This window comes from Cloacibacillus sp., from assembly GCF_020860125.1.
Taxonomy (GTDB): Bacteria; Synergistota; Synergistia; order Synergistales; family Synergistaceae; genus Cloacibacillus.
This window is the reverse complement of the sequence record NZ_JAJBUX010000109.1, coordinates 1-13,793: the sequence shown is the minus strand read 5'-3', so window position 1 is coordinate 13,793 and position 13,793 is coordinate 1. Positions and strand designations below refer to the sequence as shown.

At 55.9% G+C, this 13,793-nt stretch carries 5 protein-coding genes; 3 read left to right on the top strand and 2 right to left on the bottom strand.

The genetic code is table 11. The features are described 5' to 3' along the window. The first annotated feature begins 19 nt into the window (after positions 1 to 19). Together LIO98_RS13475 and LIO98_RS13470 are read left to right on the top strand one after the other, a co-directional pair. A complete protein-coding gene (locus tag LIO98_RS13475; protein WP_291958217.1) occupies positions 20 to 4,201 on the top strand; it encodes a Synerg-CTERM sorting domain-containing protein in 4,182 nt (1,393 codons plus the stop codon). A gap of 572 nt (positions 4,202 to 4,773) precedes the next feature. Continuing rightward, the gene (locus tag LIO98_RS13470) at positions 4,774 to 8,901 is read left to right on the top strand and encodes a VCBS repeat-containing protein (protein WP_291958215.1); all 4,128 of its coding nucleotides are present in this window, start codon (positions 4,774 to 4,776) and stop codon (positions 8,899 to 8,901) included. Between the two features lie 111 nt (positions 8,902 to 9,012). On the opposite strand, the gene LIO98_RS13465 is transcribed toward LIO98_RS13470, so the two are convergent. Beyond that, complete coding sequence (locus tag LIO98_RS13465; RefSeq protein WP_291958212.1) at positions 9,013 to 10,809, bottom strand: hypothetical protein; 1,797 nt, start codon at positions 10,807 to 10,809, stop codon at positions 9,013 to 9,015. 370 nt (positions 10,810 to 11,179) lie between these two features. Here LIO98_RS13465 and LIO98_RS13460 point away from each other — a divergent pair, with 370 nt between their 5' ends. After that, positions 11,180 to 12,688 carry a S8 family serine peptidase gene (locus LIO98_RS13460; protein ID WP_291958209.1) on the top strand — a complete coding sequence of 503 codons (1,509 nt, stop codon included), beginning with the start codon at positions 11,180 to 11,182 and terminating at the stop codon, positions 12,686 to 12,688. A gap of 113 nt (positions 12,689 to 12,801) precedes the next feature. Here LIO98_RS13460 and gpmA read toward each other — a convergent pair whose 3' ends face one another. After that, complete coding sequence (gpmA, locus tag LIO98_RS13455) at positions 12,802 to 13,551, bottom strand: 2,3-diphosphoglycerate-dependent phosphoglycerate mutase (protein WP_291958207.1); 750 nt, start codon at positions 13,549 to 13,551, stop codon at positions 12,802 to 12,804. Positions 13,552 to 13,793: the final 242 nt, after the last annotated feature.

Sequence of the window (13,793 nt, the reverse complement as noted above, 5' to 3'; positions counted from 1 at the left end):
AGTGAGAGGAAGTGGCTTAATGGGATTTAAAAGAGACGGAATCAGGCTTTTCCAAAAGTATCTTACGGCGGTTCTCTTTTCCGTCGCTCTTGGCGCGGCGGTCTATGCCGGAGGCTCTTTGCTGAAGGCTGACGCCGATTCCACGGGGATACCGGAGTCGATAGCGAACGATCCGCTGGACGGCGCGTGGAAATATCATATAGTGCCCAAAAATCGGGCAACGATCTCTTATATGGACAATAATTGGAGCATCAGGACTTTCCGTGGGCAGGGTGAATCCGTCGCCAACGACGAGGCGCTTAAAAATGTCGGCGATACGCTTTTGGATGTATGTAACACGCTGATTCTGAATGTTGACGACAACAACCGCGTCTTCGCGATGGCCTCATGTCCGGGTCAGATCACGGAAAAGATCACGGTCTCTCCCGACTTCTACACGCAGAGCGAGTACGCCGTGCCGCGCAGCGTAGTCTGTAATGTATATTTATATATGAAGGACGGGGAGAACGGCTCTACCTATCTTGCCATTGAATTGCTGGATAAGAGCGGCCTGCGGTCGATAGCCTGCCTCACCGACGGTAAACACGCGCCGGCTCCGGCCTATAAGTACAGGTTCAAGGCCGACGGCTCATGGGTCGACGCTCCGGCCCTCGACATGAATGTCTGTACCGATGTACAGGGATATGACTGGAACGGGGACGGCTACACCGACTATGTTATCAGCTATGTCTACAACCCCAACGGCAGGCCGAAGGGCGACAATGAAGCGGTGGGTATTGCGGTGCTCTATGTGGACGGCAAATCTCTTCTCGAAAACAACTCAAATCCTGATAATATAACTTACTTCTGGCGCGCCGACGACCATTTCAGCGACACCTCGAATATGGTGGGCGGCTTGACGCAGGTCAAACCGGCCGGCAGCATGAGGACGGCGCTTGGAGATTTCAACGGCGACGGCGTCAAGGAGGTCGCGCTCTATCATACGATGGCGCAGGGGCCGGACGGGCTGGGGCACAACAACAGCCTCCATGTATATTCCATCGATTTGGCCAAGGGCGAAATAAACAAACCATATGAGAATGACTCGGAGGTCGGGCAGTCGTATCTGCAGAACGACAGCGTCGGTATCGCCGCCGGGGACCTGAACGGCGACGGCAGGGAAGAGCTCTGTCTTATAAACGCCGACACGAGCGCCTATTACCAGAAATCGTCGCTGTATCTTACCGTGCTGGAATGTACCGGCGGGCTGGACTCCTGGTCGATACGCCGCGGTAACCACGATACGGGTGAGCGGACCTTTGACGGTCTGAGCATCAGCGGAGAAAATTGTTCCATGCCGCCGATAGACGCGGAGCTCGCCGATCTGGACGGCGACGGCGTACCGGAGCTGGTGTGGTTCACCGCTACCTCTCAGACTGAACATGACACGACGCTCTTTGTGGCGAAATGGCCGGGAAGTTACGGCAGCGTCGCGCTGGATTCGGATCCGTCGATACGCTATACGGATATGGAGTTCAACGGCTGGGCGATGGCGAATAGTTTCATGCGCTATTCCATGGCCTGCGGGCATTTTAATTATCCTTCGGCAAATCAGCCCGCCGTTGTTACATATCCCAGCCAGATCGGCGTCACACAGTTGGGCAACGGCGGGAACCTTGACTGGGCCGTCTACGAATGGAACAGCAAGGACGGCTTTATCAAGCTTGGCAGCAGCAATTCTGGACAGTCCACACCGGTCACGGACGCGAAGGTGGCCAATCTCGTCCCGCGGATCATCGCCGCCGACCTCGACGGCGAGAGTCTGGTGCTGGGAGAGCCGACGGTCATCACGGTGGAGGATAACATCGAACTTTACATGGTGACGCAGGCGCCGCCGAAGCACTGGGACCGCGTGAACGCCGCCGGCAGCGCGCTGTCGGGTTATGCCGAAGAGGACGGCAAAGTGACGCTTGATTCTTTCGCCGTCTTCGACACAGATGGCTACTATACCGGTATGCAGCGCGGAGGCGAATGGGGAAGATCTACATCCGTCACTAATGCAAGCAGCGGAAAATTCGGCGCTTCACTGGGGTTGGAAATTTCGCATAGGGGCAGTGTGATGGACAGAATATTCAATCGCTCGGAAAACAACGCCAACGAGGATCCAATGCTTGATGTCGGTGGAAAATTTTGCGGCGAATGGGTAAATGACAATACCGAGGATAAGTCTTCGACCTCAAGCTATACCTTCTCCTACAAGGCGGACCGCGACGACCAGCTCTACTACCGCGCCAACGACTACAATATCTGCCGCTATCCGGTGATCTTCCCGGAGGATAAAAAGTTCATAACTGTCTCCGACGACAATGGCGAAGAATACCAGGCGCAGAACTATATTCAGTTTGTTATCCCCACGGAGACGGCCTCTACCTTCACGCCGACTCCGGGGAGGAGTATCTCATGGTACGAGCCGCTGCACGATAACTACAATCTCTTTACCTACCCAAGGCGGCTCTCCGATATAACGGGATACCCGCAGGGAACGGAAGAAAAATTAGCTGTAGATAAGTACAATCCCTGGGCCGACATCAACGGCAAGGTATTTGTTGACGGTACCGGCAACGTTATAGGCAATCTCGATGCCAGCGAATTTCGTTTGGACGCCTCGTCAAATACGACCAATTCTGAGATGAGCAGTTCCCGTTATACACTCGGAGGATACGTTTATTTCCATCCGACGGTGGGGCAGCATTTCCCGTTTGGCAACAGGGAGGGTACCATTAAATTCGATATGGAGGGAGATGGTACCTGGGGTACGGACACGACGACCACAACCGACGTCTCGGAGATGTTCAATGTGACGATGGCCTGGCCCGGAGCCCGCAATTACACGATGTACACAGAGGATTGGACAGCCGCCGACATGCAGTTTGAGTCGGACATCGCCTACTTCACGCAGGACGACGGGGCTCTCTGCGTCGGCTACGCAGTGCCGAAGCTCGAATCGTTCCAGAGCAAGATATGGGGGAGCGGCAGCCCCTATAATACCCATGCCGACCCCGGGCTGCTGCTGCCCTTCCGCTGGAGCAACGATATAAAGAATAAATCCGCGGGGCAAAATTTAGAGAGCATGATCTACTACCTCGCCGAAAACGACAATCCTAATACGAGCCGCCAGATGCGCGGCCTGAGCTTTGAAATGACGGACGGCGGTGCACCGGCCCCGACGGGAGATCATCAGGGCACCGCGACAAAACTGCTCGAATGCGGCCAGAAGTATAACCTGAGACTGCGCGTGATAAACTACAGTTTTGTTGACGCGGGCGAGGTCAAGGTCAAATTCTACTACCAGCCGTGGAAGGACGGAGGGGAAAACTATCCCGCCGAAAACCCCGAATTCGACGGCAGATGTGAAGAGATACATAGTGATGACGGTAATCCGGCAGCTGCGATCGATGCTATAAAAAGGCGAAAAGATAAAGAGACGGGAGATAACTGGGAATACGTTGTTCTTAACGGCTGGACGGCCCCCACGGACACCGGCCTCGGCTGGCTGCACGCGGTGATCTCCTACAACGGTGAGCAGCTCAGCACCGACAACGACCACGGCTGCGCGCTGGTCGGGAGCTACAGGCCGGAAGATTTCTACGGCACGGTGAGCGCCCAGGCGAAGAACGTTTCGCGCGCGGCCTCCGTCTCCGTCGAAAGCTATCCCGACATCGCGATAACCGGCGTCACAGCCTACGAAATGGCGAAGGACGGCACCGTCTCCCAAGAGCCTCTGACGATCGACGAGAAATCGCGTTCCAAGAAGATGAAGATCGACGTCAGGGTGAAGTATACGGGCGGCAGGCTCAACATCGGCGGCGAAGAAAAAGAGATAAACTACGTGCCGCTGCTGCGCGTGGGGCTGCTGGCGGGCAAAAGAGGCGTCAACCGCTCGCTGCTCGGCGCGACGGAATTCCCCCTCATCAAGGCGGGGGAGGAGCGCACCTTCAGCTTCGTCTACGACCCGAAGAACTGCGACTACGACAACGGCGTGGCGGTGCGGGCCTTCTCGCCCTACCTCTTTGCCTCGGAACAGCGCGACCCCAGGAGCCAGTATAAGGTCCTCTGGAACTCCATCGAACACAACGGCGGTTCCGGCGGCGGATGCAGCGTCGGCCTCGGAGCGCTTGCGCTCCTCGCACTGCTGCCGCTGGTATGGCGGAAGAAAAAGTAACGCTGCTAAAAAGGAATAAGGCAGAATAAAAAATACTGGGATAAGACAAAAGAAATAAGTCGGAACCAAAAAATAAAACTGGGTCAAGCCCGGATAGACGGGAGAGCCACCCTCCCATCTATCCGGGCTTGATTCGCAGCAGCAAAACAAGCCCGTCCCTTTCCGCCGCTCCGGGCCTGACTCGGAGCCCAATGACTTCAGCTCCTGTCTTGATCTTATAAATCCGCAGCCACTCCGCCCGTTTTTAACGGCACATATTATCTCCTTTAATTATCTCCCCACGATCCCCGCGCTCTGATAAAACAGCCGCTCCGCCGGCTGGAATGATCGAATAGACAGATGAAAATACCGCCGGCGCGGCGCAGACGGCCGCCCGCAGGGGGCATAGGCAGCCGCCAAATGGGCTTGCGTCTGACGGAGGCGATGTCTGCGTGTACCCAGAGGAGATATTGTTCGCTAAATTGGAAGTGCCATATATGTTCAAGTATGCAATTTTTCGTTGGCGGTAAAGATAATATATGTGATGATAATCATAATGCTATCGTACGAAAAAATTAAAAAGGAGTGTTGTGATGAAATATACCGTGAAAGTGAGAAAACTTCTTTGTGAGAATAGGGTGCCTGCGGCCATCGCCGTGGTTCTTTTGCTTATGGCTCTAGTATCCGCCGCCGTCTCCGCCACCTCTGACATTACCGATATGCCCGATACTTTGAAGGTTGATCCGCTGAACGGCGCCTGGAAATCACGAGTCCTGCCGCATCAGCGGCTGCTGGTCTCTTTCCGGGATAAAGATTGGAATATCAGGACCTTCGTCGGTTCCGAAGAGAGCGATGACGGCGTGCTAGCCGTCTCGCATGGAACTGAGCGTATACGGAACTCTGATGAATACGGCGCGGGAGACAATAATAACTATGTATTCGCCTCCGCCGCCGCCGAGGGCGTCGTGCCGGACAGAACGGTGGCGCTATCCGAGGATTTCTACGGTATAAGCGCCTTTGAAGGCGTGCCGCAAAACGTGCTTGTCACCTCCTATCTGGTGCGGCACGACGGCGGCAGGAACTGCATCTGGCTCGACATGTGGGCCGACGGCAAGACGCTTGGACTTTATCAGCTTCCTGCGGAATATGTGCCCGCATACGAGTTTCAGTTCAAAGCCGACGGCTCCTGGAAGGACGCCCCGGCGCTTGACCAGAATACCGCGCACGACCTTGTATCCTACGACTGGAATGGCGACGGTTATTCCGATTATGTCCTGACTTATGTCAAATATGACCCGGATAAAAAAGACAACACCCTTGTGAAGATGCTGCTCATAGACGGTAAGTCTCTTTACGAGCGGATGAAGAACGGTTCCGGCGAGGTGGTAATGACCCACGTCAACGGCAGCGACGACGTGAGCAGCATTCTTGTGATGGGCGGCAGCGTCGTGGGCGGGCTTACGGACGTGAGGCCCGCTAACAGCATCCGCATGATGAAGGGAGACTTCGACGGCGACGGTACGCCGGAGATAGCCCTTTACTATACGCTTATCCATGGAGGCGGCGCAAATGAAAGCCGCGCCAATCAGCTTGAGGTGTATAAGGTCAGCTATACGGCGGACGGCGGCTATAGTTTTGCGGGATGCTACAGCACACAGGGCGGCGCGGACGGCAGCAGCTTCCTTCAGCACAACAGCGTCGGACTGGCCGCCGGCGACATCAATAACGACGGTATAGACGAGCTGGTCCTTATTCATACCGATTCGGAGGCGATCACTAGCAAGACGGCCAACTCTTATATGACCATTTATAAGATGACGGACGGTACGATGACGAAACTCGTTGACCGCCAGTCTCTTGGTGAGCAGACCTACGCCATGAGTTATGAGGACGCCTCGGTGCCGCCGATCGAGGTGAAGATAGCCGACTTTGACGGAGACGGTTTTGGCGAGCTTGTTTGGGCTACCGGCACGGGCGACAACGGAACACAGCTCAAGCTCTGGATACACGACTGGGGGCTCACCACGGCGGGTGAGGCGATAACCGGTATCGGAACGAAATATGAATATAACGCCGCCAACGGAGGCTGGTGGCTCAACAGCGATTATAAGCACCACAGCCTCGCGGCCGGCATATTCAAATATCCCGTGCAGGGCGGGCTGGTACGGCACCAGATCGCCCTTGGCCACATGGGTAACGGGGCGAACCTCGATTTTGCCATCTTCTCATGGTCGAAAGATGGCGGTCTCGAAGTGGTGGGCCATGACAGCTATAACGGTGTGATGATGAACGGCAATATGGGCGCTAATGTCGCCGCCATCGATCTCTATGGAGAGAGTCTTGTGCTCGGCTCGCCGAGCGTGCTTTCGGTGGAGGACAACATCGAGCTGATGATGGTGACGCAGGCGCCGCCCAAGCATTGGGATAAGGTGTCGGCCAAGGACAGTGAACTTACCGCCTACGCCGACGCTAACGGAGACGTGACGCTCGACGCCTTCTCCGTCTTTGATACTGACGACTATTACACGGGCATGGAACTCAATAAGAGCTACGGTTCGACGAGCTCGACGACTACGGTCTCCGAGGGAGGCATAGGCGTTGAGGGCTCCTACGCCTTGGAAAAGAGAAAAACGCTAAAGGATAAGATCCTGAACAACCACGACGATGACGACGACCCGATACTGGACGTGGGGCTGGGCTATACACGGGAGGAGGTCCATAACCACACGGATAATTACTCGTCGCAGCTGACCTATAGCTTCAGCTATAAGGCGAACAGGGACGACCAGCTCTATTACAAGGCGAATAACTACAACATCTGCCGTTACCCGATCCTGCTTCCGGAGTCAAAGCGTTATTCGGTTACCTCGGACGACGAGACGGGAGAGACGGTCTCCTTCCAGAACTATGTGCAGTTTGTTGTGCCGACGACGAACAACTCTACCTTCACGCCGACGCCGGGCCGCAGCATCTCGTGGTATGAGCCGCTGCACGACAATTATAATCTCTTCACCTATCCCAAGCGCCTCTCCAATATAAAGGGCTATCCGCAGGGGACGGAGGCGAAGAAAAAGATTTATGAATACGACCCGTGGGCCGATATCAACGGCAAGGAGTTTGTAAAGGGTACGAACAACGTCATCGGCAATCCGGACGCGAGCTCCTTCGTGATGACGGCAAGTACGTCGAGCGGCAGTGAAGATTATGACTCGATCCGCAATACGCTGTCGGGCCATGTCTATTTTCATCCGGTATTCGGCAAGGACGACCGCCAGCATGTCAATGTCGACCTTACGCCAGACGGTTCTTGGGGCACTGATTCCACCACCGCGACGGACGCCTCGAAGATGCTCAGCGTGACGATGGGCTGGCCCGGCGCGGCGAACTATACGATGTACACGGAGGATTGGAGCGCGCAGGACATGCAGTTCGCCACCGATATCTCCTATTTCACGCAGGATGACGGCGCGCTCTGCGTCGGTTACGCTGTGCCGTCGCTGCGGCGGGCCAACAGCAAGATCTGGGGGACTCCGAGCCCCTACAGCGCGCATCCCGACCCCGGGCTGCTGCTGCCCTTCCGTTGGGGGAACGATATTAAAAACAGCGGCGCCGGTGGCGATATCGAGAGCATGGTCTATTACCTTGTTGAAAATGACGACCGTTATTCGTCAAGGCAAATACGCGGCATAACCTTTAAGAAGGTGGGCGACAGCGACTCTGCCGCTACTGGCAGTTACGACGGCCTTTCGACCAAGCTGCTGGAGGTCGGAGAGGATTATAATGTGGTGCTGCGCGTGATAAACTACAGCTTTGTCGATATCCTCGCCGATGCGGTAAAGGTGAAACTCTATTTCCAGCCGTGGATAGACGGCGGCAAGAATTATCCCTCCGCCGACCCCGTGGGCGACGGCTATGAGGAATGTGGTTCCGATGTGATAAGTATACTCGGCCGCACGGCGAAAACCGATGACAGCGATAACTGGGGCGACGCGGAATTTACCTTCACCGCCCCCAAGACGCCTGGACTCGGCTGGCTCCATGCCGTCGTCGAATATGAGGGAGAGGAACTCAACAAGGATAATAACCATGGCTGGGTGCTTGTCGGCGCCTATGATCCCACGGCGTTCCAGGGACTTGCCGCGTCCCGCGCCGCAGGCCCTCGCCAACTATCGGCGCCGGCTTTGCCGGCGATGGCCGAACGTCCCGATATCAGGATAAAAGAGGTCAAGGCCTATGAGATAAGGCGCGACGCCAAAGGAAATATCAGCTATACGGAGACGCAGCTAAGCGAAAAGGCGCGCGGCAAAAAGCTGCGTATCGACGCCACTGTGGAATTCACCGGCGGAAAGATTTTCGTCAACGGCGGGGAGCGGCAGATCTCTTATCTGCCGGTGATGCGCTGCGCCCTATTCGCGGGAAAGAACAAGAGCTTCAGCTCGATTCTCGGAGCCTCGGAACTTCCGCTGCTGAAACAGGGCGAGAGCCATACCTTCAGCTTCGTCTATGACCCGAAGAACTGTGACTACGGCAACGGCGTAGCGGTGCGGGCCTTCTCACCCTATCTCTTCGCCTCGGAGCAGCACGATCCCACTAGCCAGTATAAGGTCCTCTGGGACTCCGCCGAGAACAGCGGCGGCGGTTCAGGCGGAGGATGCGGCGCGGGCCTCGGAGCGCTTGCGCTCCTCGCCCTGCTGCCGCTGGTATGGCGGAAGAAAAGGTAACAGCCAATATAAATAAATAGATGTAAAATAAGAGGGGGAGGCGTGACAGCCTTCCCCTTTATTGTTTATCCTGCGCCTCCGGCGTAAGTTTAAGTAAGGTAAGAATCTGCCTTATGGGACATACCGCCGCAGATATCTGTCGATGACGTAGTTCATATAGGAGTGCAGAAAGGAGAAGGCGGCGAGCGGCTCGTCGTTTTTCACCACGTAGGTGGCTTCTCCCTCCTTTGATACGATGTCGATGTTTTTGAATGGGAGGTCGGGGCGCATGACGCAGCGGTAGTTCGCGCGCTCCTGCGTGAGGCGCTCGATGGCCTTTGTATGTTCCGCAAACTCTTCGGGGGTGTAGAAGATCTCTCTGCGGCACGGCAGCCAGGGAGTGTACAGTCCGACGCATCCTTCGGCGATATCCTCCGGTGAGTATTCTGGATATATCTCGGTGACATTGACCTCCGAGAGCGAACTTAGAAAGGCCCGCCTTCTGGCGTGATAATATTTCATCATCTCATCTTCCGCGGCCTTGTCGGCTATCGTCCTCTCAAATATCTGTTTTGCGAGATGCTCGGGCATCGATTCCAGCGAGAGCCGGTGCATTAGCTTGATGATGTCGCCGCCCGCCGCCGCGCGGTTGTTTTCAATATCGTGGCGCAGCTCCGCGGCATTTTCCCTCTTGTATATCTTTACGAGCGGCTTTGCGAGGGTCAGCAGGTCGTCGAACTGGCTCTTTACGAAGGCGGCCTTGTCGCGGCTCCTTGAGAAGAAGGCCGTCACCTCGTCCTCCTTGCCCTTGAAGCAGGAGAAGCGCATCGAGCAGAGCCCCTCCGCCGCGCCGGCATATTCACAGAAGAGAGAGCGGTTGGGGCAGGTGAGGTAATAGGGTTCCACCTGTCCTGAGATGTAGAGCGGTATCCACGACTCAGCGGCGCTGAACATCTCGTCCGCGTCGAGATTGAGGTTGTGGATTATCTTTATCCGGTGCCCGCGGGAGAGGATATCCTGCATAAGCGCCTTCCAGTCGTCGCGGAAGCGCGGCGCGCAGGCGAACCAGCTGAAATCGGAGGCGCAGATGTGGATATTGAGCGGCTCTTTGCTCGCGAGGATCATCTTCATGAATTTAAGGAAGGCGGAGTAGACCCCGTCCGCGCCGTAGGATATCTCTTCGGTGAGTCTCGTGCTCTCCGTCTTTTCGATCTTTGCGCGGAAGGAGAGATCCTGTGTCTCCGCGGAGTCTATGCCCTGCAGCAGGTGGCGCGTATGTTCCGCGGAACCGGCCTCGCGGAACCAGGCGAAGAGCTTCGCCGTCATGTATTCCTCATTGGCGGCCTCGTCAGGCGAGACGTTTATCTCCTCCGACAGCTCCTTGGGGATGCCCTGGGAGCGGCAGATGAAGGCGAAGTAACGGCAGATATCGCGCAGCACCGGGTCTTCGAGCCCTACGCCGCGCCTGCCTCTGCGGTAGCGGGAGATCGAGGAGCCGTCGACGTTCACATAGCGGGCAAGCGCAGCGTTTGAGGTCTTGAAGGTCTCCATCAGCAGGTCGAGCCGCTGCGCCGTGTCGGCGATCAGCTTTTTCTTCATGCCGCGGAGCGGTTTGCGCGGCTGCTGGTGTTTTCTTTCCTTGAGGGACGAATCGGCGGCGTTGAGCCAGCGTACGAGCGCCTCTTGAAGCATCTCCTCTTTGTACGCCCCGATCTTTTTTCTGAGCTCCCGCACCCGCTTGTCGTCCACCGCGAGCTTCGCCGCGCCGGCGGCGATATTGGACACCGCCTTGCCGTAGCGCGGCGGCTGGGTTTTAGCTCCGAGGTAGCGGCAGATACACGAAGCGTCGAGCCCAGAGCTGCGCGCGAGCGCCGAACTGGTGACGCCGAGCGCCTCTTTGAGCAGGGAAAGTTTTTCGTGAAAGAGCATAGGCCATCCTCCTTTATCTCTGTCAATATTATCCAATTATAAAAATAAAAACGCAATGCCGATTGGAGAAAAAATAAAAATTGGCAGTGCCGAAATTATGGGTTCGCAATCTTTATGGTATCATAGTTAACACTAATTATTTACTAAAAGGATTAAAGGGGCGTAAACAACCACAAAAATGGAATCCCGCCTTGTTATGTGGAGTTTCTTATTCTTAAGAAAGGTTAGAGGCATGGAGCGGCGGGGTGTTTGGGTGAATCAATTTATTGGTATTAAAGAGGGTTCTCGGTGTGTTGTGTATATTTCAAGAGCTGAAATGAAAGGGAGATACCTTATGAGGAATAACCTGCGAACGCTGTTTTTATCTATAATGATCCTCTTATTCTGTTCCGTCGCCTACGGAGCCGACTATGTGGAGAACGAGGTCATTGTGCTTACACGCGACTCGAATATGACCGGCTCAGCCTTGAGCGCCGCGGCTAGAGAAGGCTCCGCGGCGAAGGCCGCGGCGCTTGCGAAGAGCGTGGGCGCGGTTTCACGGAGAAGCTATCCAGCGCTGACCGCCGGCAGCGGACGGAGCATCGTTCTTCTCTCTTCGCAGACGAAGACGGCGGACGAATTGATTTTGTCGCTCAAGGGGAACCCCGACGTGATCGGCGTAACGAAAAACTACAAGATGAAGGCGCATGGCAAAACGCCGGATGACGCGCTGTGGAACAAGCAGTGGGGGCCTAAGCGGATAAAGGCGCCGGAGGTGTGGGAGAATGCCTCGGTAGGTTCCGAGGAGGTGTATGTCGCGGTGCTCGATATGGGAGCTATCTACGATCATCCAGACCTCGCGGCTAACATCAGCGGAATACTGCCGGATGGTACATATGGAAGAATGTTTCACGATAACGGGAGCGTTACCAAGATTGTCAGAAGCGGAACGCCCTCTTGCGACGTCACGATCAAAGACCTGAGCGAGGTCGATTATGCGACGGTCGGCGATGTCGGCGGCCACGGCACGCATGTCTCGGGGATCATCGGCGCGGTGGGAAACAACGAAATAGGCGTAACGGGAATCAACTGGAGGGTGAAAATACTGCCGGTGGGAGTTTTTTCCGTGGTGGAGAAATACGATGAAAATAACCAAAAATTTTTTGATACGAGTGCTAAGCTCGCCGATATCATTGGCGGGCTGGACTATATAGTGGAGCTTAAAAGGACTTACGGCCTTAATATCCGCGTCGCGAATATGTCTCTGGGCGGCTGGCTGGAAGCAGTGGATCAGGATACTGATCCGTTCGCACAGTCGGTAAAACGGGCAAGTGACGCTGGTATTATCGTATGTATCTCAGCTGGGAATGATGAACAGGACATAGATAATCCTGTAGATCACGAGGGCGAGCTGGTTTATCCCGCCTGCTTCCGGTTTGAAAATACGATAACCGTCGGTGCTTCGAACGAACATGACGGATTGGAGACAACTTCTGGTTCCAATTACAGCTCCAGCGGTAAATGGGTGGATATCATGGCCCCCGGCGACAATATAATGAGCACGACTCCCATGTGCAGCTACGCCGGCAGCAGGGAATATAACAGAACCAGATACGCCAGCTGGAGCGGCACCTCGATGGCTACGCCGATGGTGGCGGGCGCGGCGGCGCTGCTTTGCGCCGTCTATCCCGACAAATCCGCGAACGAGATAAAAATGATGCTGATGAATGGTGCGGAAAACGTGCTGCGTGAGGGCTATTCAAAATATGGCCTGCTGAATGTCTACAACGCCAGCCGGACGAGGAGCGGAGGTTCAGGTGGCGGCGGTTGTTCCGCCGGTTTTGCGCTGCTTGCGCTGGCAGCCCTAGTGCCGCTCGCCGCCTGGAAACGAAAAAAATAACGGCAGACGGTATTGAGTAAAAATGGCGGCTATGCCGTCGACGCGTAACAACACGAGGGGCGGAGCCGTATAGGCTCCGCCCTGCCCGTATGGATCGATATCAGTCCGTGCCGTTACTTTTTCGCCGAGCCCTGCTTTGCCACGGCGGCCTGTGCGGCGGCGATCGCCTCAGCGTCGCCGAGGTAATAGTGCCTGATCGGCTTGAGCTCTTCGTCAAGTTCGTAGACGAGCGGTACGCCCGTGGGGATGTTCAGCTCCAGGATGTCCTTCTCCGATACGTCGTCAAGATACTTCACCAGCGCGCGCAGACTGTTGCCGTGCGCCGCGATTATCAGCCGCTTGCCAGCCCTGACCTCGGGGGCGATGACCTCCCGCCAGTAGGGGACTACGCGCGCCACGGTATCCTCCAGACACTCGCCGAGTGGCAGCTCCGCCGGCGAGAGCGAGGCGTAGCGGCTATCATGGCCCGGCCAGCGTTCGTCGTCCTTTGTAAGAAGCGGCGGGCGTGTGGCATAGCTGCGGCGCCAGATCTTCACCTGCTCGTCACCGTACTCCGCCGCCGTCTCCGCCTTGTTGAGCCCCTGCAGCGCGCCGTAATGGCGCTCGTTGAGCCGCCACGACTTCTCGACCGGTATCCACATGAGGTCCGTCTCCTCAAGCACGCACCAGAGCGTCTTTATCGCGCGGCGCAGCACCGAGGTATAGGCCTTGTCAAAGACGTAGCCCTCTTTTTTCAGCAGCTCGCCCGCGGCCTTCGCCTCGGCGAGTCCCTTCTCCGAAAGGGGCACGTCCTGCCACCCCGTAAAGCGGTTCTCTTTATTCCACGCGCTCTCTCCATGTCTTATCAAAACGATTTTGTACATATAAGCCGCCTCCAGAAGAGTTCGTATTAGGATTCCGACTACATTGTCAGACACTCTGAAAACCTTGTCAAGCCCGCGCGCCCTCTTCGCAGGGCATACGTATCACTAATAGTCATATTTTCTTAGGTGAGGAAAGGGGATAAATTGCGGTTCAGCTTTTGACTTTGCCCTTACAGCCTCCCTCTCCGAGGGAGGTGGATCGCCGCCGCTTTTGCGGCGAGACGGAAGGAGTGTTGCTCTGT

Bases quoted from the DNA above. Each gene is read 5' to 3' on its own strand.
- gpmA (WP_291958207.1), bottom strand. From the start codon at position 13,551: ATGTACAAAATCGTTTTGATAAGACATGGAGAGAGCGCGTGGAATAAA.
- LIO98_RS13460 (WP_291958209.1), top strand. From the start codon at position 11,180: ATGATCCTCTTATTCTGTTCCGTCGCCTACGGAGCCGACTATGTGGAG.
- LIO98_RS13475 (WP_291958217.1), top strand. From the start codon at position 20: ATGGGATTTAAAAGAGACGGAATCAGGCTTTTCCAAAAGTATCTTACG.
- LIO98_RS13465 (WP_291958212.1), bottom strand. From the start codon at position 10,809: ATGCTCTTTCACGAAAAACTTTCCCTGCTCAAAGAGGCGCTCGGCGTC.
- LIO98_RS13470 (WP_291958215.1), top strand. From the start codon at position 4,774: ATGAAATATACCGTGAAAGTGAGAAAACTTCTTTGTGAGAATAGGGTG.